We start from the raw sequence: 25,391 nt of genomic DNA, 5'->3' as shown, positions 1-25,391 counted from the left end.
TTATGATGGAAAACTGAAACAATATTCAAACATCAAAGAGGGATTTTTAATTACTTCCTTAAATAATAGACCTCTATCAACTGTTAGGTCTTTTATTGAAGCTGTAAAATCCCAACAAGGTGCCATAATGCTTGAAAGAAAATATGCCGGCGACCTTACTTTCTACTACTATGCCTTTGGAATGTAAAAATACAATTCATTAAAAAAACAGACGATGCATCTTTAGAATAGCCATTACCATCATACATAAGATTTACTAACAAAAAATAATAATTATGGTACAGCCAGCAACAATACCAAGCCAAATGGATGAAAAAAAAGGACTTTTGCTTTTGTATCAAATGCTGCTCATCAGACGCTTTGAGGAAAAAGCTGCTGAACAATATACCAAAGCAAAAATTAGAGGATTCCTGCATTTATATATTGGAGAAGAAGCTGTAGCCGTAGGTATAACCCAAGCATTGACGGATGATGACAATGTATTAAGTACCTATCGTGAACACGGTCACGCATTAGCACGAGGCATTGATGCTGATATTATCATGGCTGAAATGTATGGCAAACAAGAAGGCTGTAGCCGAGGTCGGGGCGGTTCCATGCACTTGTTTGATGCTTCTAAAAAATTTTATGGAGGTAACGCAATTGTCTGCAGTCATCTTCCTTTAGCAGTAGGAATGGCACTGGCTTCTAAAAAACAAAAAAAAGCAACAATTACCTGCTGTTTTTTTGGTGAAGGTGCTGCTGCCGAAGGAGAATTTCACGAAGCATTGAATTTAGCAGCACTATGGAAAGTTCCTGTTTTATTTGTTTGTGAAAACAATCTCTACGCTATGGGAACGGCCTTAAAATACACACATGCAATGACTGAACTGGAAAAAAAAGGAGCCAGTTACGGAATTGAATCAGCAGCAGTCGACGGAATGGATTTGATGGCGGTAGTTGAAGCCGCAAATATAGCTGTCGCAAAAGTAAGAAGCTCGAGCAAGCCCTATTTATTAGTTTGTAATACGTACCGTTTCAGAGCCCATTCCATGTTTGATGCCGAGTTATATCGTGATAAAAAGGAAGTTGAAGAATGGAAAAAAAGAGACCCGATTCCACAATTCGAAAACTATCTTTTGCAAAAAAATTGGATAACTGAAACGGAAATTGCAGCGTTTGAAAGTAAAATAGAAATGAAAATAAAACTCGCAGTAGCTTTTGCGGAAGCAGGAACCTGGGAACATCTGGACCAATTGACAAAATTTGTTTACAGCGAAAGCTAAATTTTGAATGAATACAAAAAAAAAATGCAAATTATGTAGAAATAACCAACTAAAAAATAACATCATGAAAATCAATGCATTTTGCCAAAGTTGTGGTATGCCACTTAGCACTGAGGAAATAAAAGGGACAGAAGAGAATGGTGCAAAAAACAATGATTATTGCAGGTATTGTTATCAGGACGGTGCATTTAAAAATCCAAAAATGAACTTGGACGAAATGAAAGACAAAGTCCAAAATAAAATGGAGAAAATGAAACTTCCCAATTATATGATCCAAAAAGCGGTTACTATTTTACCTGCCTTAAAACGTTGGAAAAGTAAACAAATATAATCCATTTAGTCCATGGAAAATAGTGTAAGGAAAATAAAAATAACCTATCGAGAAGCTCTGAAACAAGGCCTTCGAGAAGCATTGCAAAATGACGATCTCGTTTTTCTGATGGGAGAAGATGTAGGTCGTTATGGCGGTGCATTTGCAGTAAGCAAAGGACTTCTTGAGGAATTTGGAAAAGAACGTATTATGGATGTACCGCTTTCCGAAGCTGGATTTGTAGGAGCCGGAATTGGAGCCGCAATGGCTGGAATGAAACCTATTATTGAAGTCATGACCGTTAATTTCAGTTTACTTGCCATGGATCAAATTGTTAACAATGCAGCTACTTTACAACACATGTCTGGTGGACAATTACACAACCCTGTTGTCATACGAATGGGATGTGGAATCGGGCGGCAATTGGGCGCGCAACATTCCCATAGTTGGGAACCATTTTATGCGCACATACCGGGATTAATTGTTTTATCCATTGGTACGCACGAGGACGCGCGAGGTATGTTACAGTTGGCGCTTCAAAGTCCGGATCCGGTTATTTTATTTGAATACACATCTATGCTTAATCTAGAAAAAGAAATACAGACTAATGTTAAAGCAGTCGCTATCAATAAGGCAAAAGTACTTAGAGAAGGAACTGCAATCACCATCATTACGTATGGAACTGGTGTTTATAAATGTCTGGAAGCAGCAACAGAATTAGCAACTGTAGGAATTGAAGCTGAAGTGATTGATTTACGCACATTACGGCCATTAGATGAAAAAACATTCCTTGATTCAGTGGCCAAAACTCATCGGGTGCTTGTTGTAGAAGATGCATGGCGTTCCGTAAGTATTTCGTCTGAAATTAGTGCCCGAATTATGGAAAAAGCCTTTTATGACTTGGATGCCCCTGTACAACGATTGTGCGGCATAGAAGTTCCTATTCCTTATTCAGCACATCTTGAAGAAGCGGCAATTCCGCAAAGAAATGATATTGTTAATACAGTAAAAAAAATGATACGCCATGATTGAATTTCTAATGCCAAGTTTGGGCGCAGATATGGAAGACGGTACTTTAATAGAATGGAAAAAAAAACAAGGTGATACCGTAAAGCGAGGTGATATTATTGCCGAAGTGGAAACACAGAAAGGCCTTATTGAGATTGAAGTATTTGACGAGGGAATTATAGACCAATTGCTCATTAAAGAAGGAACTAAAGTCCCTGTGGGTACTGTAATGGCTTTAATAAATTCAAGCGAAGTTGAATTGGAAAGCAAAGAAGATCCAAAAATTACTCTGGATGTACCAATAGCGTTACAACCTATAGAGGAAAAGATATTGGAACCAATTAAAATTGAAAAAACAGTAGAAACGATTATCAAAGCGTCTCCATTAGCCAAGAGAATTGCTGAAGACAACAAAATTGATCTTTCTAAAATAAAAGGAACCGGTTCTGATGGAGCTATAACCAAAGAAGATGTTGATAATGCGATTGAAGAACGTGAAAAAATTGAAATCGAAAATACGCAAACACTCCCACAAGAGAAAATTACCAAACCTGGTGAGGCAATTCGGACTGCTGTAGCCGCGGCGATGAGTAAATCTAACCGGGAAATCCCCCATTATTATTTGGAGAAAAAAATCAATCTGACAAATGCATTGGCTTGGTTACAAGTAGCAAACGAGCATCGGGTCATAAAAAAAAGATTGTTGCCCGTTGTATTATTGATTAAAGCAACTGCAAAATCGCTACTTGAATTTCCGGATTTGAATGCTATTTGGGATAATGGTTTACAACTAAAGAAAAATATTAATATTGGTTTTGTGGTTTCGCTTCGCACGGGCGGTATAATTGTCCCGGCTATTCATCAAGTTGACAAGAAAAATGTTGATGAAATCATGGATAGTTTAAGTGATATTATTCCAAGAGCAAGAGCTATGAGATTACGAAGTTCAGAATTGAGCGACTCCACTATAACATTAACGAATATTGGTGATGGAGGAGCCGACTCTGTTTTTGGTGTAATTTATCCGCCACAAGTCGCCATAATTGCTTTTGGAAGTGTACTCGAACAGCCACTTGCCGAGAACGGTATGATAGGCATAGGCTCCTTTGTAAACGTAACATTAGCAGGTGATCATCGTGCTACGGATGGATTAACAGGCAGTCGATTTTTAGTTACCTTAAACAAACATTTGCAAAATCCTGAATTATTATGAGTCCTGAAAATATTAAAAATATAATTTTTCAATTACTTAAAAAAATTGCTCCGGATACAGAACCTTCGGAATTAAAACCCGATGAAAACATCAGAGAAACGCTCAATATCGATTCTTTTGATTCATTGCAATTCATTGTTGCATTAAATGAAAAATTAGGAATTGAAATTCCGGAAGAAGATTATGGAAAAATCACTACCTTATCATCATTAATCTCCTATCTTACAGCAAAAAACAACAAAAATGAAAGTATTAGTTTATAGTATATTGGGCTTTGACAGACCTTTCTTGGAAAGAGCAGCGCACGGTAATCACGAATTTGTTTTTACAGAGCAAACTTTAAATGAAAATACCGTAAATCTTGCCAAAGGCTTTGATGCCGTTTCCCTTTTCACCTCGGATGATGCCTCAGAAACTATAGTAGAAAAACTATATTCCTATGGTGTCAAATACATTGCGCTCCGCTCTGTAGGTTATGACCATGTCGATTTAGCAAGAGCAAAATCACTGGGAATAAAAGTGGCAAACGTACCTGAATATTCACCTTATGCCATTGCTGAACTTGCCGTTGCGCTATTAATGGCTTTAAACAGAAAACTGGTTTTAGGTCAAACGTTAATGCAAATTGGAGATTATCGTTTAGACCATTTAGTGGGTTTTGATTTGCACGGAAAAACAATAGGCATTGTTGGTACTGGAAAAATAGGGGCCGCATTTGCCAGAATCATGCATGGTTTTGGATGTAAAATTTTAGCTTTTGATAAGCAGGAAAACAAAGAACTGATGAGTGCAATCCCAATTTCCTATGTTTCAATCGAGGATTTATGTGCTAATTCTGATGTGATTTCTGTTCATTATTTACTCAACGGGACTACAAATCATTTGTTTAATAAAACCACTTTTTTACAAATGAAAAAAGAAGTTATTTTTATAAATACAGCCCGTGGAGGCATTGTTAACACAGAAGATTTATTGGACGCGATTGAAAACAAAATGATTGGCGCAGCAGGATTGGACGTTTATGAAAAAGAGAAACCTATCTTTTTTCAAGATCATACGGATACTCCTATAAAGGATTCCTTATTTCTAAAACTCCGTTCCTATCCCAATGTAATGATTACTGGACATCAAGGTTTTTTAACAACTGAAGCATTAGAAGGAATTGCCCACACCACTGTTGCAAATTTAAATGCTTGGGCATATAAGGGTATTTCTGAAAATGAAATAAGCTAAAAAAGCACTGTTTATAGCAAATACAAGCTATTGATTTTTATTATTTACACGTTTTTTTCTAATCGTACTAGGGCTAATTGTATTAAAAAATTCAAAAAATGAAAGGATCATTTAAACTCGGAAAAGTAGCTGGTATTGGAATATTTATTCACTGGACATTTTCATTAATTATTCTATTTATCATTTTCATGAACTACAGAGCAGGCCAAAATACCACACAAATAATTTGGTCAGTTGTATTTATTTTATGCATTTTCATTACTGTTTTATTGCACGAATTAGGACATGCATTAGCCGCAAAAAACTACAATATAAAAACAAAGGACATCACCCTTTTACCCATTGGGGGTTTAGCACGGTTAGAAAGAATCCCTGAAAAACCAACAGAAGAATTAATTGTTGCTTTTGCAGGACCATTAGTAAATATTGCTCTGGCATTTATTACGGCACTTTTTATTTCGATTCCTGAAGATACGGGCAAGTTAATGGCTGAACTATCCGATGGCGTTAATGCCAATAATTTCTTTTTGAACTTTTTTTTAGTCAATTTTTGGTTGGCAATTTTCAATTTAATCCCGGCATTCCCTATGGATGGCGGCAGAGTTTTACGGGCTTTATTATCCTTTAAACTTCCTCGAAATGTTGCGACTAGAATCGCCGCTCGTATTGGTCAATTCTTAGCATTATCTTTTATTATTTTAGGCTTTTTCACCTCTCCTTTTTTAATTTTTATAGGCATTTTTGTTATCATAGGCGCACAAATTGAAGCTGATTATACCGAATCAAAATTTATTCTGAAAGGCTTTAAAGTTCAAGATGTGGTTATGAAAGACTATCAGACAATAAATTTAGATGAGAAAATAAAAAAAGCAATAGAATTATTACTGGACAGCCAAAACAAGAATTTTTTAATTACTGAAAATAACATTCCTGTTGGAACACTGAATCGGGATCAAATTATAATGGCACTTTCTAAAAAAGGGGATGACGAATTTATTTATAATGTTATGGATCGAAATTTAATTATCCTCGAAAGCAATTCTCTTTTAGAAAATGTTTTTGAGTTAATTCAACAAAATAAATCAACATTAATGCTCGTTATGGACAACAATGAACTTATAGGAACGGTAGACATTGAGAATATTTTGGAATTTATCCTGATTAATGAGGTTAAAATAAAAAAATCACATGATTAAAAGTAAAATTAGCCTCATTGCTCCTAAAAATCTGGAGCTTGTATATAGTGGCGAAGATTATTTTTCAAGATTGGAAACTATTATCCGTAACTCCCAGATAGAACTTCACATCCAAATGTATCTTTTTGAAATTGATACAACTGGAAAAAGAATTATTACAGCAATAAAAGAAGCAGCTTCTCGAAAAGTTAAAATTTTCATTCTTTTGGATGGTTTGGGATCTTTATCATTCCCTTCTGAAATAATAGATGAACTGAGACGAAGCGGAATACAGATTCGTTTTTTTGCACCATTATTTTCAGCATATACGTTTTATCTTGGCAGAAGATTGCATCAAAAAGTAATCATTGCTGATGCAAAAATTGCACTTATAGGCGGTATAAACATTGCTGATAAATACCACGGAACACATACAGAAGCTCCTTGGCTTGACTACGCAGTACAACTAAATGGTACAATTGCTCAACCACTAGAAGCACTTTGCAGGAACATTTATTTTAAGAAAAAACGCTTAAGCAGCCAAAAAATAAAATCGGTATTTCATGTACAAGAAGATGCCATAGTGAGGATTATACAAAATGACTGGCTAAAGAGAAAAAACGAAATTTGTGATGGATACATCAAATCCATTCGTCATGCCAAAAAAGAAATAATCATCGTGGGAAGTTATTTCCTTCCAGGAATTCGGATCATTAAAGCGCTAAATAAAGCATCCAAAAACAACGTGAAAATTAAATTGATACTAACCGGTATTTCGGATCTACCCATGACGCGGCGGGCAACTTGTTTTCTTTACAGCAAACTGCTGCATTACAATATAGAATTATACGAATGGAACAAATCCGTTTTACACGGAAAATCAGCTGTTATAGATGGCTACTGGACTACTATAGGCTCCTTTAACTTAAACAATTTAAGTTCCTATGGAAGTGTGGAAATGAATGTCGAAATAAATTCAGCGGTATTTTCAAAAATGTATCAATCCCATCTCAATCAAATTATTACTGAGTGCGAGAGCATAACCCTTGAATCACTTAAAATAAAGACCCATTTTTTTTCTAGATTGATTAATTTATTTTCATACATCATCACCCGGCTAATTGAAATAGCTGTCACCTATACCCCATATAAACGTTTTTATTCGTAATCAGTCAATTGTAATTTACAAAAGTTTAAAATCAATTATAACCATACTGAAACTGTTAAAAAAATAATGTTCACAGCAACTATTAATTCAATATTTTTCGTAACTTTATATACTTAATTCACTAAAAATAAACGTTTTAAATATTTTAAAAAGTTAATTTAGAATTTAAAAAAATGGAACCACACCGAATAAAAACAAAAAAAAAAGAGGATTGGATTCAAAAGGATTTCGAAAGTAAAATTCCGAAATTAGACCGTAAAACAGTATTTATTCCAAGTCAGGATGAATTGTTTTTCTAGTTCATTTCTCAAAGAAATTTGTTAGTCTAGGCTAGCGACGGAACCGTGAGTCACTGTTCTGTAATTGAATGCTCTTTCAAGCACCAGGTTTAAAAGATTCTCCGCAGAGCTCCGAACTTTTAAACCGGTATTCTTAATCGGGGTCAGGGACAAAATAGTCCCTGCTCCATTAACGATTTCATCGCTATGGATTTTACACAATACAAAGAAAGCTTTACAGAAGAAGCTCATAAAATGGGCTATATAGAGCAAAACATAGAACATTGTCTGGAGTATGCTGAGGTTTTATTTTCACACGATGTTCCCGTAATTTACAATCCAAGTCATTTATCCCTTCTGTTAGGATATAAAAAGGAATACCTAAAAAAAGTATCCCTTTTTCCACGCTATTTTTATCGTGATTTTGAAATCTTAAAAAAAAATGGAAGCAAACGACTCATTTCAGAGCCACTGCCCAGTTTGAAAGAAATCCAAATCTGGATTCTCAGGAACATTCTTTATAAGGTAGCCATTAGTCCTTTTGCAAAAGCGTATAAACCTAATGTATGCATCCTGGAAAATTTAAGGTTCCATAAAAACCAACCTAAAGTTTTTACATTGGATTTAGAGCATTTCTTTCCATCCATTACAATCGAAAAAGTTGAAAAGGAATTTCGGGAATTAGGTTATTCAAAAATGGTATCCAAACTACTTTCAAGATTATGTACCAAAGACGGCAGTTTGCCGCAAGGAGCCCCAACTAGTCCCTATCTTTCAAATCTAATTTTTAAAGATGCAGATGAAGCTATTTCCGATTATTGCAAACAACACAAAATAAGATATACCCGTTATGCAGATGATTTGAGTTTTTCAGGTGATTTTAATGAAAATAAATTGCTTCATAAAGTGACTGAAGTTATTGAAAAATTAAACTTAAAAATCAATAAAAACAAAACAAAACTCATGATGCCTAATACACGTCAAACAGTTACAGGCATTGTGGTCAATGAAAAACCGCAAGTCGTATTTTACAAACGCAATGATTTAAGACAGGCGATGTATTATATTAAGAAATTTGGTTTTCAAGAACATCGTGAATACAAAGAAATTGATCAAAAGAATTATTTGGAACACTTGTTAGGAAAAATAAATTTTGTTTTACAAATCAATCCAAGAGATACTGAATTTATAAGTTACAAATCTATACTGATTGACTTAAAAAAGAAGCAAGATCAGAAAGAACTCGAAGATGCATTGATCCCTATTTAAAAATTAAAAAAAAATAAAGCTCCAAATTTGGGGCTTTTTCACGTTGTTAAAACAACGAAATAGATCCGATTATAAGCTTATAAAACAATTAAAAACAGTATGCATCAAGATATGGTAAACACTTAAATACTATGAAATCAAATACGCAATTATTTATTGAACTTTGGCATGAAGCCCGAACTCGATTTACAAATCAATTGGAACATTTCACTGAAAATGATTTGAAAAAGAAATTAGCCCCATCTCCTAACAGTCTTGGCTTTTTAATACGCCATATTGGAGATGTAGAATTACTTTTTGCAAAAAATATCTTTGGCAACAGCGAAATAAAAGTTATTGCCAAAACTGTAATTGCGCAAAAAGATACTGGTGAATGGACTAATCTGGATGAATTAAAGGAATATGTTGCATTTTCATTTAAAAGTTTACAATCCATTGTGGAAAAACAATCAGAAACAGATTGGGAAACAACCATAACTACAAAAGAATTTGGTACCAAGACAAAAGCAGAAGCCTTTGGAAGAATTCTATCACATACAACTTACCATTCCGGACAAATGGCTATCATAAATAAATATGGCACTATCCAATTCTAACAAAAACGAAATCAAAAGCTATTAAACATCTAACAAATTAAATTCCGTTTTTGCTTATTATCTACTTATAAAAAAACTCCAAATTACAGCTTTTTAAAAATTATAAATAACTGAAATAAAAGGCATTATTCAATTTTATAAACAAAAAATTGACTAAATTTGATTATAGAAATAAGCCTATTAGTAGGTTGTTTTTAGTACTTCTGGATATTTAAATTAAAGTAAACCCCAGAGACATGAAGATCATGAAAAAAATAATAATCGCAGTTGACAATGATCCCACTTCAGAAAAAATTGCTTTGAATGGTTTTCAACTTGGTCTTCAACTAAAGGCAGAAATTGCGTTGTTGAGCGTTGTTGACTTGACATCACTTATTACGGATGGTGCAGTAACTCCTAAAGAGTTTGCAGACTTCGCCATAAATGATTACAAAAAAAACCAACAAATGCTTGTTGAAACCGTGTTTAAGGATCATAAGGTTTGGACTTTTGTAGAAGAAGGAATACCTTATGAAGTGATTTTGAAAGTGGCCAAAGAATGGGATGCTGATGTAATTGTTTTGGGTACACATGGCAGAACCGGATTTTCGCATTTAATTATGGGCAGCGTCGCTGAAAAAATAATCCGTCATTCTGAAATACCAATATTTATAATACCAATTAAGTCATGATAGAAAAACTTCTTCCCCACAAAACGCGTGCTGAAGAAACAATTAGAAGATCAATTCTAAAAACAGTCAGTTACAGAGCGATTATTTTGATTCTTGATTTTATCTCTATTTATTTATTTACCAGACAAATAAAAATAGCACTCGGTTTTATGATTATAAGTAACATTTATACATCAGTTGCTTATTTTTTCCATGAGAGGATTTGGGATACAATAAAATGGGGAAAAACGAGCCTAAAAAGTTAAAATCAATACAACTTGATCTTTATAATAATTATAAAAACAATCCAGGATGGCATTTATAGACTATTACAAAATCCTTGAAGTGGATAAAAAAGCAACGGAAGCTGATATAAAAAAAGCATATCGCAAAATGGCTCGAAAATACCATCCCGACTTAAATCCAAACGATAAAGAAGCGGAAAGAAAATTTAAGGAAATCAATGAAGCCAACGAAGTGTTGAGCCACGCGGAAAATCGCAAAAAATATGATGAATACGGTGAAAACTGGCAGCATGCTGAACAATATGAACAAGCAAAACAGCAAGGACAGTATTCAAGAGGCGGACAACAAGAAGGTTTTGGAGGATTTAGCGGTGGTGGTGATTTTTCGGATTTCTTTGAATCTATGTTTGGCGGTCGTGCATCAGGAGGTGAAAATCGTGGTCGTAGCGCCCAATTTAAAGGACAGGATTTTAGTACTGAATTGCATCTGAATCTAAAAGATGTTTACACTAGCCATAAACGAACCTTAACAATCAATGGTAAAAACATCCGAATTACAATTCCTGCCGGTGTTGAAAATGGACAACAGATAAAAATAAGCGGTCTTGGAGGAGAAGGATCCGGTGGCGGACCAAAAGGGGATTTATATATCACTTTCGCTATTGAAAACCACACTAATTTTAAGCTGGATAAACACAACTTATACTCCACTGTTGATTTAAATTTATATACCGCCCTATTGGGTGGAGACATTACCGCAGACACATTTGACGGAAAAGTAAAACTTACGGTAAAACCCGGGACTCAAAACGGAACCAAAGTAAAGCTAAAAGGAAAAGGATTTCCCATTTATAAAAAAGAAGGAGAATTTGGAGATTTGTACCTTACCTATCAAATTCAAATTCCCACAAACCTTACCGAAAAAGAAAAAGAATTATTTACAGAACTTGCTAAGTTAAGAAAGACATGAACATAGAAAACCTCATCCCCTTACCTACACTAACCACCCATTACAAAGTAGAAATTGCTTTTTTTAATAATCTAAGCGAAATGGGATTGCTCGAAATAAAAACAATCGAAGAAAAACAATACATTCATCCTGATGCCATTTTTGAAATTGACAAAATGATTCGGATGCATCAGGAATTAGACGTTAATACGCAAGGAATTGATGTTGTATTTAATCTTTTACAAAAAATAGAAGCCTTACAAAACGAACTGACTTCTGTTAAAAACCGATTGCGGTTATACGAAAGTTGATTTTGTACAAAATGCCATCATCGTTTTAAAAAATTATTTCAACTCGCTGACTACAACCAATATTTGATAGTTTTTATGAGCTAAAAGTGTTTCTGAAACTAGTTTTTTTTTAAATTAATTATGGTCGGGCTCTTGCCCATTTTTAATTAATAATACAGTACTCTTCCTTAAATTCTCATTTGTAAAAAGATAAGAACTACCCCATTAGTTGCTTAATTTTACTGTACTTTTTTATAATCCTTTTTTTCTCGACAAACGCATCAAAAAAACAGATTAACAGTACACAAAACCACTGATAATCAATGAAATAATTGTATATTTGAGTAGCCTTTTTTGTATTAAAAATTAATTCATTTACGTATGGATAGTATTTTTAAAATAGCAGAATTATTCAAAAAAATTTTACTTGAAATTAGTGAACTATCCTACTTTGCAGGTCGTTTTTTTAAAGAAGCGTTTAAACGCCCTTCCGAATTCAAAGAATTTATCAGGCAATGTTATTACATGGGAAACCGATCCCTGCTCCTGGTCGCGGTTACAGGATTTATAATAGGTTTAGTATTCACTTTACAATCCAGACCTACACTACAGGAATTTGGTGCCGTTTCCTGGATGCCATCAATGGTGAGTATTTCGATAATACGAGAAATTGGACCTATAATTACGGCTTTGATTTGCGCAGGACGTATCGGTTCCGGTATTGGTGCTGAGTTAGGCTCCATGAGGGTTACTGAACAAATTGATGCGATGGAGGTTTCAGGGACTAACCCCTTCAAATATTTAGTGGTTACAAGGGTTTTAGCCACTACTTTTATGCTTCCTGTCTTGGTTTTCTTTGGAGATTTCATTGCTATTTTTGGTTCCTATTTAGTCGAAAACATAAAAGGAAATGTTTCTTTTTTATTGTATTACAACCAAGTTTTTAATGCATTGGAATTTGGGGATTTAATTCCGGCAACCATTAAAACATTCTTTTTTGGGTTTGCCATAGGATTAGTGGGTTGCTTCAAAGGGTATAATTGTAAAAAAGGAACTGCCGGTGTAGGTTTGGCGGCAAACTCTGCGGTGGTTTTCACTTCTATGCTGCTTTTTATCATTGACTTTATTGCGGTTTTTGTTACTAATATTTTTTATGATTTATAACTGATTATGGATACACCAATACAAAATCAAAAACCCATTATAGAAATCAAAGACTTACGTAAAAGCTATGGTGACAATCATGTTTTGGATGGATTTAATATGGTTTTAAATGAAGGTGAAAATTTGGTTATAATGGGAAAATCAGGTTCCGGAAAATCAGTTATGATAAAATGCTTAATTGGATTAGAACAACCTGATAGTGGATTCATTATGATTATGGGAAAAGATATCAGTTTACTTAACCACGAAGAATTAGATGAACTCAGAACAGAGGTTGGGTTTCTTTTTCAAGGAAGTGCACTTTATGATTCGATGACCGTCAGAGAAAATCTAGAGTTCCCTTTGAGACGTCACACTAAAAAATTCGGGGTCATTAAGGATACAACTCCATTAGTGATGGAAGCATTAGAAAATGTAGGGCTGGCACATACTATAAACTTAATGCCCGAAGAACTTTCAGGAGGAATGAAACGCAGGATAGCTTTAGCCAGAACTTTAATATTACAACCTAGTATAATTTTATATGATGAGCCCACAACTGGATTAGATCCAATAACTGCTAAAGAAATTTTATTGCTGATGATCTCTATCCAGAAAAAATACAATACTTCATCTATTATTATCACGCATGATGTGGATTGTGCCAGAGTAATTTCGAACAGAATGATTTTACTGGTTGATGGTATCAATTATTCCGAAGGGAGTTTTGAGGAATTATCAACCTCAACAGATCCTAAAGTACAAGCATTCTTTAAATAAAAAATAAAAATGGAAAAAACGACATCACAAAAAATACGTCTTGGACTTTTTGTAATAATCGGATTATTAGTTTTCATTCTAGCTGTTTATTTCATTGGCGATAAGCAAAAAATGTTTGGAAAAACGAATCATTTAGAAACAATTTTCGATAATGTAAACGGCTTGCAAATAGGCAACAACGTGCGTTATTCCGGGATAAATGTAGGCACGGTTCGCGGAATTGAAATGATCAATGATTCCACTATTAAAGTTGATATGCTTATTGACAAAGCTATTTTTTTTCACATCCGAAAAAATGCAATTGCCACAATAGGTTCTGATGGATTAGTAGGAAACATGATTATCAATATTATTCCCGGAAAAGGCATGGAAGCATCTGTAAAACCTGGTGATGCGATTCAATCAAAAAGTCGCATTCGTACTGATGACATGCTTAATACACTTGGTCTGACTAATAAAAATGCAGCGCTTCTTACCGCTGATTTACTTAAAATCACAAAGGATATTACTCAAGGAAAAGGAACTGTAGGTTTATTAATCCGGGATTCCATTCTTGCAAATGACCTCAAAGAAACCATGCATTATTTAAAAATCACAGGAAAAGGAACCTCTGAATCCGTAAACAGATTAAATAAACTAATTGCTTCTTTAGATAATAAAGACAATGTGATAGGTGTTTTGAAAGATACGGCTGTCGCCAATAATATAAAAACAATTGTCCGAAACCTAGATGAATCCAGCACTAAAATAGACAACGTAATAACCAATCTTAATTCGACAATTGTAAATATTAAGGAAGGGAAAGGGGCTATTAATTACCTTTCGAATGACCCAAATTTAGTGCAGAAAATAGACTCAACAATGAAAAACGTAAATGAAGCCAGTTTCCGGTTAAATGAAAATATGGAAGCTTTAAAACATAATTTTTTATTTCGGGGCTATTTTAAAAAACAGGAAAAAGCAAAATTGAAAGAGCAGCAAAAATAAGAGTCTGAATCCGTTCCCGATAAACAATCACAAAAAACAAACGCATGGTTACGATAGAAAAACTTGGTATCATACTAAGTCCAACCGAAAGAGTATTTGAAAACGCAGGCGTTTTAAATCCTGGTGTGTACCAAGAGGGAAATACAGTTCATTTTTTATACCGAGCAGTACAAAATGGAAATCTTTCGACTATAGGATATGCGAGAACAGAAGGCCCATTAAAAATAGTAGAACGAAAAGAAAAACCCATTATTATTCAAGACTTTGATTATGAAAAACAAGGAGTCGAAGACACCAGAATTGTAAAAATTGAAGATACTTATTACATAACCTATACCGCTTATGACGGTATCAATGCTATGGGAGCACTGGCGACTTCACAAGATTTGATTCATTTTAAAAAACATGGCATAATTACTCCTCAGGTTAACTATCAAGAATATGAAAGTCATGTAAATTTGTGTAATGCCAATAAATTAAACCCCAAATACCACCAGTATTACAACCTTTTTGAACAAATAGGAATAAAAAATGATGAAACCCGATTACTTCGTGATAAAGATGTAGTCTTGTTTCCAAGAAAAATCAATGGACAATTTGTCCTCCTGCATAGAATCTGGCCCGGAATTCAAATTGTAAAGTTCAACAACTGGGAGGAATTAAACCTATTCTTTTGGGAAAACTACTTACAGAACTTGACCAATCATATTCTTTTAGACCCAAAAGATGCCTACGAAACGAGTTACATTGGAGCCGGAGTACCACCTATAGAAACCCCATACGGATGGCTATTAATTTATCATGGGGTTCACGAAACTACAACTGGTAAAATCTATCATGCAAAGGCAGCTTTATTGCATTTAGAAAAACCTGAAATTGAAATATCCAGATTACCCTATCCCCTTTTCTCTCCTACTAAACAATGGGAAATAGAAGGCGAAGTTAACGATGTTGTTTTCCCAACCGGACATTCATTATTCGGGGATGACCTTTACATATACTATGGTGCCGCTGACAAACATATTGCAGTTGCTAAAATGAATATTAATGAATTACTTCTTGAACTGAGACAACAACCTTAAAAAAAGCGCCATGAAATTCGAAAAGGGAATAAAAATGCTAATTGTAAGTTCCTATCCATCAAGAGAGTGCGGAATAGCAACTTTTTCTAATGACATTGTAAATGCAGTAGAAAATGTCTTTGGAGACACGCTTCCCGTTGAAGTTTGCGCTTTGCAAAACAGCGACCAAAACTTCTCCTACAATTCTGAGGTAACCTATATTTTACCAGTGGATTCATTAGATCATTATAGACTCGTCGCAGAAAAAATAAATGAACGAAATGATATTGGACTCGTTTGTATTCAGCATGAATTTGGCCTTTTTAGAGGCGAATATGGCGATTATATACTCTCTTTCATATTAGCGCTAAACAAACCAATTGTCACTGTTTTTCATACTGTCCTGCCCAATCCAGATGAAAAAAGAAAAAAAATAGTACATGCTATTGCTGATTTATCTGATCGCATTATTGTGCTTACCAAAAATTCGGAAGCAATTTTGACCAGAGATTATCAATTGCCAAAAATAAAAACAATGGTTATTCCTCATGGAAACCATACCGTATTATGGGAACAAAAAGGCAAATTAAAGGACAAATACGATTTCTCCAATAAAATAGTAATGTCCACTTTTGGTTTAATCAGCGAAAACAAAGGCATCGAAACCGTATTACGGGCTTTACCAGAAATTGTCAAGAAAAATCCTGAAGTCATTTATTTAGTAATTGGAAAAACACATCCAGAAATAATTAATCGTGAAGGAGAAAAATACCGTGATAGCCTGAACACTATTGTGCAAGAACTTCATTTAGAGAACAATGTCATTTTTATAAATGAATACCTTCAATTGTGTCAATTACTTGAATTTTTAACTTTATCCGATATTTATTTATTTTCCTCCAAAGATCCAAATCAAACTGTCAGCGGAACCTTTGCTTATGCCATGAGCTGCGGATGCGCTGTTATATCTACCCCTATTCCGCATGCCGTTGAGACTCTTGTAAATGGTAACGGAATTTTATTAAATGAATTTGATCAATCTGAAGAATTCGAAAAAGCAATTTTATACCTCATCGAAAACAAAGAAGAGCGCGTTGCCATGGGAAAAATTGCATTCACATTGGCGCATGCCACAACATGGGAAAATATCGCTATTCAATATCGTTTATTATTTGACCTATTGACGAACCGAGAAGAAGATTTAAGATTTAATTTTCCTCCAATAAAAATAGATCATATTGAGAAACTCACCACTGATTTTGGAATTCTTCAATTCTCAAAATTCAGTACACCAGATCCTGAATCAGGCTATACGCTAGACGATAATGCCAGAGCATTAATCAATATGGTGCTCTACAACAAAGCTTTTCCAGATAAAAACACTTTGAAATTAGCCAATACTTACTTAAACTTTATAGAAGGCATTCAACAAAGCAATGGCTGGTTTGATAATTACAAAAGTTTTGACCATCAATTAACGAAACAAAACGGAGAAGTAAACCTTGAAGATGCTAACGGAAGAGCTTTATGGAGTTTAGGAACCGTAATCTCCCATAGGGAATCCTTGCCCTTAGACATGATTTGTCAGGCCGTCAAATGTTGGGACAAAGCCCTAAAAAGAATTGACAATATTAAATCCCCAAGGGCAATTGCTTACGCCTTAAAGGGTCTGTATTTCTATTATTCTTTTTACAAAGACGATGAAATAAAACCTCATATCCAAAAACTTGCTGATGAACTTTTACACCATTACAACATCAATTCAGCCGAAAATTGGTGCTGGTATGAAGATTACATGACTTATGCTAATAATGTTTTGCCGGAAGCTATGATGTACAGTTATCTGGTTACAAAAAACCCTAAGTACAAAAAAATTGCAGTAATCACCTTTGATTTTCTCCTTTCCCATTATTTCATGAAAGGGCAGTTAAAAGTAATTTCAAACCGAGGTTGGTTCAAAAAAGAAAATGAACGAATTTTCTATGGTGAACAGCCCATAGAAGTAGCAACAACAATAATTGCGCTCGATTTATTTTATGAAGTGACCAAAAACAAAAAGTACAAAGACCAATTAAAACTGGCATTCATCTGGTTTTTAGGAAACAATCATCTGAAACAAATTATGTATAATCCTGAAAACGGCGCTTCTTATGATGGATTAGAGGACAAACACATCAACATCAATCAAGGTGCTGAATCAACTTTATGCTATTTCAAAGCAAGATTGATCATGGAAAAATATTCCGAGAATTGACAACTTTAAAATTCCAATTTGGGCGTGCCCCTGCGTAAAAACTCCGGGTCGTGCTGTACGTTCCCGCTTTTTTCTAAAGGCAAAAAAGCCTTTAGAAAAAGAGCTCCACTACCATCACTCACGCAAAAAAGGGAGCCTCATAACATAAAGCAATGCTTTTATATACTTTTCAATGCTTCAATAAGCAAATCAATATCCGCTTTGGAGTTATAATGACTTAAAGAAATACGCAAACTTGGTTTTTTCAAATCTTCATTCGAAAGCATTTCTGCTAATACATGAGAAGGTTTTACACTTCCGCTTTGACAGGCACTTCCGCGTGAAACTGCAATTCCTTTCATATCTAAATGGAATAAAATCATAGCCGTTTTATCCACAGAAAAAGGTAATAAAACATTCAATATATTGTAAAATCCATCAGCACTTCCATTGATTGCAAAAGTAGGAAATTCAATTTCAAGTTGGGTAATCAAGTAATTTTTCAATTCAGTGATATGATTTCTTTCCATTTCTAAGTTAGTGCAAGAAAGTTCCAGCGCTTTTGCCATTCCCGCAATTTGGTGCAAAGCTTCCGTACCTGCACGCAATCCTTTTTCCTGTTCGCCACCAAAAAACAAAGGTTGCAAACCCGAGTTTTTCCGAATAAAAGCAAACCCAACACCTTTAGGACCATGAAATTTATGGGCACTGGCCACAATAAAATTAACAGGTGTTTTTTGTAAATCAATTACTGTTTTCCCTACGGACTGTACCGTATCAGAATGAAACAAGACATTATGTTCTTGGCAAATGAGTCCAACTTTATCTAAATCCAAGATAGTTCCAGTTTCGTTATTCACATGCATCAGGCTTACCAACGTTTTCTTATCCTGAGAAAGCAGTTCTACTAAATTAGTAATGTCAATTGCACCATTTGGTTTAACAGCCACATAATCAACCTGAATCCCGTATTCGTTTTGCAAAGCTAAAACCGAATATAAAACGGCGTGATGCTCTATTTTACTGGTGATAATTCGTTCAACTTTCAAATCCTTAACAGCCGAACGAAGAATCCAATTATTGGCTTCGGTACCACAGGAAGTGAAAATTATTTCTTGCGCAGTACCATTCAACTGTTTTGCAATTGATTTTCGGGACAGTTCCAAAATACTTTTGGCATTACGGCCAAAACTATGTGTTGACGAAGGATTTCCATAATCTTCCGTCATTATTTTCGTCATTTCTTGAATAACTTCAGAGCGAATTGCCGTTGTAGAAGCGTTATCGAGATATACTTTTTTCATTTTTTGAAATTATAAATTATTTTAAAGCCTCTATTTCTGTAGGTTCGGCATGTACTTTTCTGGAAAAAATCAGCTTTTCATTAAAAACTACTATAGAAACCAAAATAAGAAAATAAGAAAACAATTGAAGATTAGTTACCTGTTCATGGTAATAAAATATGGCCAATAAAAAACCAATAATTGGATTAATATAAATCATAATTCCTACCGCCGACGAATTAATCCCTTTGAGCGCATATAAATTTAAAAACAAAGGAATAATCGTAAAACAAACTACAATGAATACTAAACAGCTATAGAATAGTGATTCTGTTGGTAATACGCCACTATAGTTTGGATAAAAAGGAATCAAAATTAAGGCTGTAAAAACCAACTGAATAGTCAAAACAAGGAATTTATCCAATTCGCTGTTTTTTCGTTGACTCACTAAATACATCGCATAAGTTGCTGCTGTGATAAGGCTATAGAAAATATCTTCAAAATGATTGAACGATAATAAAACACAACTGAAAGCACTTATCATTACTGCAAACCATTGCCATTTACTCAGCTTTTCTTTCAAGATAAAAAAAGCAAATATTGTGGTTAAAATGGGACATATTAAATAGGCTAACGAAGCGGCTTTTACACTGATATGATTCATTACATAAATGAAAACAAACCAGTTTGAGGATAAAAAAACGCCACCTCCAAGTGTCAATACAATAACACTTCTCTTTTGTTTTGCAGTCATACTTTTGAATTGATTCCAATCCTTTTTTAAAACTTTTTTTCTAAAAGAAAGATTGATCAATAACATGGTAACCACACTAAAAAAAACACGGTAAAATAAAATATCCAAAGACGGATAATCATGCAATGGTTTTAACGCTAAACTGAAAAAACCCCATACAAAAAAGGCAGAAAAAGCAGCTAAATAGAATTTGTTGGGTCTCATATTACATATTAAATTGCCACAAAGATAATGATTTCTATTCGCTTTGAATTCTTGCTTATTTTCAATTCAAGAAAACATTTAAAGCAATTTTTAAATCATTAAAAGCCTAAAATGCTGTTAAATTCAATGATTTTGGATAGGAATGTATTTGGAACAAATTAAAAATTCTATTTTTGTTTCAAATACTAAAAATATGAAAAGAGTTGCAAGCCTATTGGTTTTAGCATTGCTGTTCAACAGCTGTGATGATGGAAATTTGACTTTGGAAACTATTGATTTCTCAACTGCCACAACACAAAAATGCACTACCAATAACAATATTATCTATAAACTTAAAGAAAAAGAATCATTGCTTCTTGACATTCCTGAAAGTTCGTTTGTAAACGAACCCAGCTTAGTTGATACCCCTGTACTTTTAGATATCAATACTACAAATAGAGTTGTCTATCGTTTTTATGACGGAACGGTTGCATCACCTACCATTTGTGAATCTATACCGCCAGCAACACCTATTGTAACGGACCAATGGACAGCCATTGCCGGTAAAATTCAAATTTTTACCACTGCTGTAAAAACTACAAATGCAACTGATAACAGTACCAAAATCACAGGTTACAGCCACAATATTGTTTTCAAAAACATCACTTTTGCAAAAAGTAGTGGTACCCAGGTGTATGAAACATTTGCGTTTGGAGATTATGTCACTTCAGCAACTTCATTGCCGTTTGGGTTTGATAAAACATTAGAGCAATGCCCAACATCAAAACAAATTTATGATAATAACAGTAGTGAAGCACTCACATTAGACATTGATCCTACATTAATTGTCAATAGTGCTACTCCTTTAAATACTCCCAGAACTGGACTCATAAGCGCTACTGTAAACAAGCTTACCTATCGATTATTTTCAGGTTTATTGACCTCTAGTTATTTTTGTACAAGTACAGTTCCTACAACTCCTGCGATAAGTGAAGAATGGATTGCTGTGGCTGGAGTTTCAAATGTAAGTGGAATTATTGAAGTCACTACAACCTCTTTTGGAACTGGTTTTAAACATACAATCGTGCTTAAAAATGTTACTATGAAGAAAGGAAATAATGATTTTAAATTAGGAGACAGCTACCTTTACGGAGAACTTTTAACAACAAATTAAAGACAAATAACAGTCTAAAACCAGCATTTTTCAGGCAAAAAAAAGCGTCGAACTTAAGTGTATTTTCAGAAGAAAATGACTTAAATTCGACGCTTTTTTATGTGGTTTAAAAACCTAAAACGGGTATTATTTTGTGCTTTGTTTGATATAAACCTCTGTAGCACCTTGACCGTATTTTTGATAATTACCTTCTTGAAAAGCGATATTATCATACCTACCTAATAAAAAATCAAGCTCAGCTTTTAAGATTCCCTCACCAACACCATGTATAAAAACAATCTTCGGGATGCGATTTCGAATGGCAAATTCAATGTGCCTTTTTGCTGTTTCTGTTTGCAAGGTTAGAATATCATAATTAGACATTCCGCGTTTATTAGGGACTAATTTTTCAATATGTAAATCGAACTCTGGAGCAGTAGTTTCGTGTTTATCTTTACGTTCTTTAACAAAACTTCTAGGTTTAGGAATTTCTTTTTCTTTCGAAATTTCATCTACATTAATTCTTCTAATAGAATCCATTAAATTACTGGAATCGTTTATTTTAAGTAATTCATTGACAAAAAATGTCATCGTAAATCCGTCCTCAGTTTCTATCGTAACCTGTGTGTCTTTCACAGATAATACTACTCCGTTCATGGCTTCATCAAGCACAGAAACCTTATCTCCTTTTTTAAACATTTTCGTCTTCGTTATCTTGATTTTTACTTGGTGTCTTAGCGCTCAATTGCATCATTCCAAACATAAAAACAACAATTGCAACAACCATTACATAAACATTTTTCTCTGCATTCACTTGCTCATATAAAGCTACAATGATCGCAATAACCATTATGGGAATTAAAAACTTTTTCATCTCTTTAAATATCAGTTTCCAAAAGTAATGAATTTAAAATTGCCCCATTTATTATCTCAACCGTTTCTTATTTTTTTGTAAAATTGTAAAAAGAAAAACCATTGAATTTAGATAAATATATGTTCCCTTGTTTAAGCAAAACACTCTTTGGAGTGGAGTGTTTAGGCTGTGGTTTTCAGAGAGGTTTTTTGCTTCTTCTGCAAGGTGATTTTGATGCAGCTTTCAAGATGTATCCCGCCATTTTTACTTCGCTATTATTTCTAGGAATTATAAGTTTAAATTACCTTGACAAACGAAATAATTATCAAAGATATATTATTGGCATAGGTATCCTAAATGGAATATTTATGATAGTTGGTTATTTTTACAAACACTATTAAACAAATGATTTTATTTTTCTGAATTAAAATCTAAACATTAGAAATAAAGAAAATTAAACCCGTTGGATACCATTATTCAAAAGGTAAGTTCAAGTAAATTTTCTAAAAATGCGATTGGCTTTTTTAGAAAATTTGTATCGAGAACCATCTTTAACAAAACGTCAATGGCAGTGTTTATTTTCTGTGGTAAAACGAACCAAAACTTCTCAATGCGCTTTGCACTCGAAGTAACGTGTATCGACAATCTATTTTAATACTACTCTTTAGTTCTCGATATAATTTTCAAATCGAAAATCGAACTGACGAAAATTAAAATCAAAAACCAATTATCCCCGACCGATAAAATTAATTATTAAAAAACACAATTATTATTAAACAAATTAAATCCTCTCTAAGTCATAAAAATTATTATTTTTGAAAGCATAACTAAATAGAATTAATTTACTTCACTAAATTGCATTTAACATTATCTATTAAAAATAAAAGCATAGTACCATCACTTTGATTTCAGCCTTTATGAAAAAAAACGAAATACAAAAAATTCTACTACAAAAAACTGTCTTTTTTATAATTTTCATTTTAGGTATCATTTATCTTTATTTTACCTGGATACGTTTTAAAGATAATAGAGCTCAAAGTGTATTACAAATTGCAAAATCAATTGAAGTATCCTTACCAAGTGAAACTTTAAAAAAACTTGAATTAAATTTATCCGATATTAATAAACCCGAATATCAAGCTCTAAAAAATAGTCTGAAAGCAATAATTAGTGTTAATCACAAAGCGAGATTTGCGTACCTATACACTAAGCAGAATGGAAAAATATATTTCATGGTCGATTCGGAGCCAGAGAATTCTAAAAATTATTCCCCTCCAGGACAAGAATATACTGAAGCTGACGAACCTACTTTCAAAGCCATTAATGACGGAAAAGACATTATCACAGAACCTTCTACTGATAGATGGGGAACTTGGGTTAGCGCTTATATCCCCATAAAAGACAAAGCTACTGGAAAAACCATTGCCGTATATGGCATGGATTTTGACGCAAAATCATGGGATAATTCTTTATTGTTTGAAGTAATGGAATCCAGTTTATTAATACTCCTGTTTTTAACAGCATCACTATTCTTATTTAAAATAATTGATAAGAATAAAATCCTTAATCACGACATTATTCACCGAAAAATAGAAGAAAAAAAATTACAAACCGCTTTGTCCGTCCTTAAAAAAAAGAACGATGAATTAGATCAATTTGCTTACATAGTTTCTCACGACCTCAAAGCTCCCCTGAGAGCTATTTACAGTCTTTCAGAATGGATTATTGAAGATTTGACAAATGTTTCCGAAGAGTCAAACACAAATTTAAAATTATTACAAGGGAGAATTCTAAGGATGGAAAGCCTAATCAATGGTATTCTGGAATATTCCCGAATTGGAACAACAAATATAGAATTAGAAAGAGTCGATTTACATACAATGCTGGAAAAAATAATTGAAAACGAAGTATCCAGTAAAGATTTTGAAGCTAGTATTACCAATAATTTCCCTATTATAAGCACTGAAAAAGTATTAATATATAAGGTTTTTAGTAACTTAATAAGCAATGCGGTAAAACACAACGACAAACCTATTGGAAAAATAGAATGCACCTATGTTTCCCTATCTGATTTTCATCAATTTACTATAAAAGACAATGGCCCTGGAATATCTCAAAAATACCATGAAAAAGTATTTGGTGTTTTTCAAACTATTTTAGCCCGGGATATAAAAGAAAGTACCGGGATCGGGCTGTCGATTGTAAAAAAAATAATTGAAGAAAAATCAGGAAAAATTCATATCGAATCTGACGGGATTTATGGATCCAGTTTTATTTTTACTATTCCAAAAAATTAAATCAAAATAGTATTTTAAATTTTAGTTTTCCTCAAGGAAAAAAGCAGTAAATAAGGCTCTCGATGAATGTTATATTTTTTCTTGAATCTACCTAAAATGTTATCAATCAAGAAAAACATCACTTTCTGATTCAATATGCTAATTTCTTTGTATTAATAGTACCACTGTTTCTAAAAAACGCCTTACTTTTATGCTTTTAAATTAATAATTCAATCCTATAATCGTGACAAAAGATCTGATTATCAAAAACATTAGTGCCTTAAAAAGCCATTTTTCCATCAACTACGGAATAAAAACAAAAACAGAAGCCTTTACTGAAAAATTATTCTACACGCTATTTGATGCTAATGCTCCTCTAGATGAAAGTATAGCTGAACTTGAATTACAATTCAAAGAAATTTCAGCAATTGCTTGTAAAAAACCGCATGCTTTATGCGATTCTAGTTGGGATAAATTCCTTGAAAGCTTACCAATTGTTTTTGAAAAACTAAATCAAGATGCGGCTTACATTTTAGAAAACGACCCTGCTTCAAATAGTATCGAAGAAGTCTATTTAGCATATCCCGGATTCTACGCTATTGCCATATACAGACTAAGCCATGAACTGTATTTGCTAGACCTATTGCTTTTCTCCAGATTAATGAGCGAATACGCACATCGCATTACTGGAACTGACATTCACGCAGGAGCAACTATAGCATCGCCTTTCTTTATCGATCATGCCACCGGAATTGTAATTGGTGAAACGACTGTAATTGAGAAATATGTAAAAATTTACCAAGGAGTCACATTAGGAGCCTTAAGCGTAAGCAAGGATATGAAAAGTTCAAAAAGACATCCTACCGTGGAGAAAAATGTTTGTATTTATGCAAATGCAACAATTCTAGGTGGAGAAACAGTCATTGGTAAAAACAGTATCATTGGAGGAAATGCTTGGGTTACTAAATCTATTCCTGCAAAATCGATGGTACTCAATACTACAACTACAGAAGTAAAAATAAAAGAAATAAATTAG

Annotated in this window: 28 protein-coding genes; 24 read left to right on the top strand and 4 right to left on the bottom strand. The window is 33.7% G+C overall.

All coding sequences use genetic code 11. The features are described from left to right. Positions 1-275: 275 nt before the first annotated feature. From pdhA to T410_RS09770, 20 genes are all read left to right on the top strand, one after another. Positions 276-1,265: a pyruvate dehydrogenase (acetyl-transferring) E1 component subunit alpha gene (gene pdhA / locus T410_RS09860; RefSeq protein WP_035671129.1), complete on the top strand. Its 990-nt coding sequence runs from the start codon at positions 276-278 to the stop codon at positions 1,263-1,265. 64 nt (positions 1,266-1,329) lie between these two features. Beyond that, positions 1,330-1,596, top strand: a complete 267-nt coding sequence (locus tag T410_RS09855; protein WP_035674335.1) for a zinc ribbon domain-containing protein — start codon at positions 1,330-1,332, stop codon at positions 1,594-1,596. Between the two features lie 12 nt (positions 1,597-1,608). Continuing rightward, positions 1,609-2,607: an alpha-ketoacid dehydrogenase subunit beta gene (locus T410_RS09850; RefSeq protein WP_035671126.1), complete on the top strand. Its 999-nt coding sequence runs from the start codon at positions 1,609-1,611 to the stop codon at positions 2,605-2,607. Beyond that, positions 2,600-3,796 (top strand): dihydrolipoamide acetyltransferase family protein, encoded by a 1,197-nt coding sequence (locus tag T410_RS09845; protein ID WP_035671123.1) that lies wholly within the window; start codon positions 2,600-2,602, stop codon positions 3,794-3,796. The genes T410_RS09850 and T410_RS09845 overlap by 8 nt, the downstream gene beginning before the upstream one ends. Then, positions 3,793-4,059, top strand: coding sequence for an acyl carrier protein (locus tag T410_RS09840; protein WP_035671120.1), 267 nt, complete (start codon positions 3,793-3,795; stop codon positions 4,057-4,059). The genes T410_RS09845 and T410_RS09840 overlap by 4 nt, the downstream gene beginning before the upstream one ends. After that, positions 4,040-5,029, top strand: a complete 990-nt coding sequence (locus T410_RS09835; protein ID WP_035671117.1) for a 2-hydroxyacid dehydrogenase — start codon at positions 4,040-4,042, stop codon at positions 5,027-5,029. Before T410_RS09840 ends, T410_RS09835 begins: the two co-directional genes overlap by 20 nt. 98 nt (positions 5,030-5,127) lie before the next feature. Next, entirely contained in the window at positions 5,128-6,225 is a 1,098-nt protein-coding gene (locus T410_RS09830) for a site-2 protease family protein (RefSeq protein ID WP_035671115.1), read from the top strand. Continuing rightward, complete coding sequence (locus T410_RS09825) at positions 6,218-7,372, top strand: phosphatidylserine/phosphatidylglycerophosphate/cardiolipin synthase family protein (protein WP_035671112.1); 1,155 nt, start codon at positions 6,218-6,220, stop codon at positions 7,370-7,372. Before T410_RS09830 ends, T410_RS09825 begins: the two co-directional genes overlap by 8 nt. 173 nt (positions 7,373-7,545) lie before the next feature. Continuing rightward, entirely contained in the window at positions 7,546-7,671 is a 126-nt protein-coding gene (locus T410_RS17305) for a hypothetical protein (RefSeq protein ID WP_255360750.1), read from the top strand. A 186-nt stretch (positions 7,672-7,857) separates the two neighbouring features. After that, positions 7,858-8,919, top strand: a complete 1,062-nt coding sequence (locus T410_RS09820; RefSeq protein ID WP_051929384.1) for a reverse transcriptase domain-containing protein — start codon at positions 7,858-7,860, stop codon at positions 8,917-8,919. A gap of 131 nt (positions 8,920-9,050) precedes the next feature. Beyond that, on the top strand, positions 9,051-9,515 hold the full coding sequence (locus tag T410_RS09815; RefSeq protein ID WP_035671109.1) for a DinB family protein: 465 nt from the start codon (positions 9,051-9,053) through the stop codon (positions 9,513-9,515). A 245-nt stretch (positions 9,516-9,760) separates the two neighbouring features. Next, positions 9,761-10,186, top strand: coding sequence for a universal stress protein (locus T410_RS09810; protein ID WP_202963244.1), 426 nt, complete (start codon positions 9,761-9,763; stop codon positions 10,184-10,186). Next, on the top strand, positions 10,183-10,431 hold the full coding sequence (locus tag T410_RS17340; protein WP_035671106.1) for a DUF2061 domain-containing protein: 249 nt from the start codon (positions 10,183-10,185) through the stop codon (positions 10,429-10,431). The genes T410_RS09810 and T410_RS17340 overlap by 4 nt, the downstream gene beginning before the upstream one ends. 46 nt (positions 10,432-10,477) lie before the next feature. Continuing rightward, positions 10,478-11,380 carry a DnaJ C-terminal domain-containing protein gene (locus T410_RS09800; RefSeq protein WP_035671105.1) on the top strand — a complete coding sequence of 301 codons (903 nt, stop codon included), beginning with the start codon at positions 10,478-10,480 and terminating at the stop codon, positions 11,378-11,380. Continuing rightward, positions 11,377-11,670, top strand: coding sequence for a chaperone modulator CbpM (locus T410_RS09795; protein WP_035671103.1), 294 nt, complete (start codon positions 11,377-11,379; stop codon positions 11,668-11,670). The genes T410_RS09800 and T410_RS09795 overlap by 4 nt, the downstream gene beginning before the upstream one ends. 360 nt (positions 11,671-12,030) lie before the next feature. Further along, positions 12,031-12,813 carry an ABC transporter permease gene (locus T410_RS09790; protein WP_035671101.1) on the top strand — a complete coding sequence of 261 codons (783 nt, stop codon included), beginning with the start codon at positions 12,031-12,033 and terminating at the stop codon, positions 12,811-12,813. A gap of 6 nt (positions 12,814-12,819) precedes the next feature. Continuing rightward, positions 12,820-13,572: an ABC transporter ATP-binding protein gene (locus T410_RS09785; protein ID WP_035671098.1), complete on the top strand. Its 753-nt coding sequence runs from the start codon at positions 12,820-12,822 to the stop codon at positions 13,570-13,572. A 9-nt stretch (positions 13,573-13,581) separates the two neighbouring features. After that, positions 13,582-14,559, top strand: a complete 978-nt coding sequence (locus T410_RS09780) for an MlaD family protein (RefSeq protein WP_035671095.1) — start codon at positions 13,582-13,584, stop codon at positions 14,557-14,559. Positions 14,560-14,603: 44 nt separating this feature from the next. Further along, a complete protein-coding gene (locus T410_RS09775; RefSeq protein ID WP_035671092.1) occupies positions 14,604-15,641 on the top strand; it encodes a pesticidal protein Cry7Aa in 1,038 nt (345 codons plus the stop codon). Positions 15,642-15,651: 10 nt separating this feature from the next. Then, entirely contained in the window at positions 15,652-17,874 is a 2,223-nt protein-coding gene (locus tag T410_RS09770; protein ID WP_035671089.1) for a glycosyltransferase, read from the top strand. A gap of 158 nt (positions 17,875-18,032) precedes the next feature. On the opposite strand, the gene T410_RS09765 is transcribed toward T410_RS09770, so the two are convergent. Further along, positions 18,033-19,157: a cysteine desulfurase family protein gene (locus T410_RS09765; protein WP_035671087.1), complete on the bottom strand. Its 1,125-nt coding sequence runs from the start codon at positions 19,155-19,157 to the stop codon at positions 18,033-18,035. A gap of 16 nt (positions 19,158-19,173) precedes the next feature. Beyond that, positions 19,174-20,094 (bottom strand): EamA family transporter, encoded by a 921-nt coding sequence (locus T410_RS09760; protein ID WP_035671084.1) that lies wholly within the window; start codon positions 20,092-20,094, stop codon positions 19,174-19,176. Between the two features lie 193 nt (positions 20,095-20,287). Here T410_RS09760 and T410_RS09755 point away from each other — a divergent pair, with 193 nt between their 5' ends. Beyond that, positions 20,288-21,247: a hypothetical protein gene (locus T410_RS09755; RefSeq protein WP_152556949.1), complete on the top strand. Its 960-nt coding sequence runs from the start codon at positions 20,288-20,290 to the stop codon at positions 21,245-21,247. A 126-nt stretch (positions 21,248-21,373) separates the two neighbouring features. Here the strand turns inward: T410_RS09755 and T410_RS09750 are convergent, their stop codons facing one another. Both T410_RS09750 and T410_RS09745 read right to left on the bottom strand, forming a co-directional pair. Then, entirely contained in the window at positions 21,374-21,925 is a 552-nt protein-coding gene (locus T410_RS09750) for a Smr/MutS family protein (protein WP_035671080.1), read from the bottom strand. Beyond that, on the bottom strand, positions 21,918-22,100 hold the full coding sequence (locus T410_RS09745) for a hypothetical protein (RefSeq protein ID WP_035671077.1): 183 nt from the start codon (positions 22,098-22,100) through the stop codon (positions 21,918-21,920). Before T410_RS09745 ends, T410_RS09750 begins: the two co-directional genes overlap by 8 nt. Positions 22,101-22,201: 101 nt before the next feature. Here T410_RS09745 and T410_RS09740 point away from each other — a divergent pair, with 101 nt between their 5' ends. The 3 genes from T410_RS09740 (at position 22,202) to epsC (ending at position 25,391) form a co-directional block, all read left to right on the top strand. Further along, the gene (locus T410_RS09740) at positions 22,202-22,480 is read left to right on the top strand and encodes a DUF2752 domain-containing protein (RefSeq protein WP_035671073.1); all 279 of its coding nucleotides are present in this window, start codon (positions 22,202-22,204) and stop codon (positions 22,478-22,480) included. A gap of 831 nt (positions 22,481-23,311) precedes the next feature. Continuing rightward, complete coding sequence (locus T410_RS16480; RefSeq protein ID WP_238567361.1) at positions 23,312-24,376, top strand: ATP-binding protein; 1,065 nt, start codon at positions 23,312-23,314, stop codon at positions 24,374-24,376. Positions 24,377-24,599: 223 nt separating this feature from the next. Next, positions 24,600-25,391: a serine O-acetyltransferase EpsC gene (epsC, locus tag T410_RS09730; protein ID WP_035671070.1), complete on the top strand. Its 792-nt coding sequence runs from the start codon at positions 24,600-24,602 to the stop codon at positions 25,389-25,391.

It is taken from the genome of Flavobacterium sp. 83, assembly GCF_000744835.1.
GTDB lineage: Bacteria > Bacteroidota > Bacteroidia > Flavobacteriales > Flavobacteriaceae > Flavobacterium.
Note: the sequence above shows the minus strand (reverse complement) of the source record. Positions and strands in the feature narration are given on the sequence as shown.

Excerpts from the sequence above, each read along its gene's own strand:
- T410_RS09825 (WP_035671112.1), top strand. The coding sequence starts at position 6,218 with ATGATTAAAAGTAAAATTAGCCTCATTGCTCCTAAAAATCTGGAGCTT.
- T410_RS09780 (WP_035671095.1), top strand. The coding sequence starts at position 13,582 with ATGGAAAAAACGACATCACAAAAAATACGTCTTGGACTTTTTGTAATA.
- T410_RS09790 (WP_035671101.1), top strand. The coding sequence starts at position 12,031 with ATGGATAGTATTTTTAAAATAGCAGAATTATTCAAAAAAATTTTACTT.
- T410_RS09815 (WP_035671109.1), top strand. The coding sequence starts at position 9,051 with ATGAAATCAAATACGCAATTATTTATTGAACTTTGGCATGAAGCCCGA.
- T410_RS09745 (WP_035671077.1), bottom strand. The coding sequence starts at position 22,100 with ATGAAAAAGTTTTTAATTCCCATAATGGTTATTGCGATCATTGTAGCT.
- T410_RS09755 (WP_152556949.1), top strand. The coding sequence starts at position 20,288 with ATGAAAAGAGTTGCAAGCCTATTGGTTTTAGCATTGCTGTTCAACAGC.
- T410_RS09750 (WP_035671080.1), bottom strand. The coding sequence starts at position 21,925 with ATGTTTAAAAAAGGAGATAAGGTTTCTGTGCTTGATGAAGCCATGAAC.
- T410_RS09845 (WP_035671123.1), top strand. The coding sequence starts at position 2,600 with ATGATTGAATTTCTAATGCCAAGTTTGGGCGCAGATATGGAAGACGGT.
- T410_RS09830 (WP_035671115.1), top strand. The coding sequence starts at position 5,128 with ATGAAAGGATCATTTAAACTCGGAAAAGTAGCTGGTATTGGAATATTT.
- T410_RS09800 (WP_035671105.1), top strand. The coding sequence starts at position 10,478 with ATGGCATTTATAGACTATTACAAAATCCTTGAAGTGGATAAAAAAGCA.
- T410_RS09855 (WP_035674335.1), top strand. The coding sequence starts at position 1,330 with ATGAAAATCAATGCATTTTGCCAAAGTTGTGGTATGCCACTTAGCACT.
- T410_RS09835 (WP_035671117.1), top strand. The coding sequence starts at position 4,040 with ATGAAAGTATTAGTTTATAGTATATTGGGCTTTGACAGACCTTTCTTG.
- T410_RS09775 (WP_035671092.1), top strand. The coding sequence starts at position 14,604 with ATGGTTACGATAGAAAAACTTGGTATCATACTAAGTCCAACCGAAAGA.
- T410_RS09785 (WP_035671098.1), top strand. The coding sequence starts at position 12,820 with ATGGATACACCAATACAAAATCAAAAACCCATTATAGAAATCAAAGAC.
- pdhA (WP_035671129.1), top strand. The coding sequence starts at position 276 with ATGGTACAGCCAGCAACAATACCAAGCCAAATGGATGAAAAAAAAGGA.
- T410_RS16480 (WP_238567361.1), top strand. The coding sequence starts at position 23,312 with ATGGTCGATTCGGAGCCAGAGAATTCTAAAAATTATTCCCCTCCAGGA.
- T410_RS09840 (WP_035671120.1), top strand. The coding sequence starts at position 3,793 with ATGAGTCCTGAAAATATTAAAAATATAATTTTTCAATTACTTAAAAAA.
- T410_RS09795 (WP_035671103.1), top strand. The coding sequence starts at position 11,377 with ATGAACATAGAAAACCTCATCCCCTTACCTACACTAACCACCCATTAC.
- T410_RS09820 (WP_051929384.1), top strand. The coding sequence starts at position 7,858 with ATGGATTTTACACAATACAAAGAAAGCTTTACAGAAGAAGCTCATAAA.
- T410_RS09770 (WP_035671089.1), top strand. The coding sequence starts at position 15,652 with ATGAAATTCGAAAAGGGAATAAAAATGCTAATTGTAAGTTCCTATCCA.
- T410_RS09760 (WP_035671084.1), bottom strand. The coding sequence starts at position 20,094 with ATGAGACCCAACAAATTCTATTTAGCTGCTTTTTCTGCCTTTTTTGTA.
- T410_RS09850 (WP_035671126.1), top strand. The coding sequence starts at position 1,609 with ATGGAAAATAGTGTAAGGAAAATAAAAATAACCTATCGAGAAGCTCTG.
- T410_RS17305 (WP_255360750.1), top strand. The coding sequence starts at position 7,546 with ATGGAACCACACCGAATAAAAACAAAAAAAAAAGAGGATTGGATTCAA.
- T410_RS17340 (WP_035671106.1), top strand. The coding sequence starts at position 10,183 with ATGATAGAAAAACTTCTTCCCCACAAAACGCGTGCTGAAGAAACAATT.
- T410_RS09810 (WP_202963244.1), top strand. The coding sequence starts at position 9,761 with ATGAAAAAAATAATAATCGCAGTTGACAATGATCCCACTTCAGAAAAA.
- T410_RS09765 (WP_035671087.1), bottom strand. The coding sequence starts at position 19,157 with ATGAAAAAAGTATATCTCGATAACGCTTCTACAACGGCAATTCGCTCT.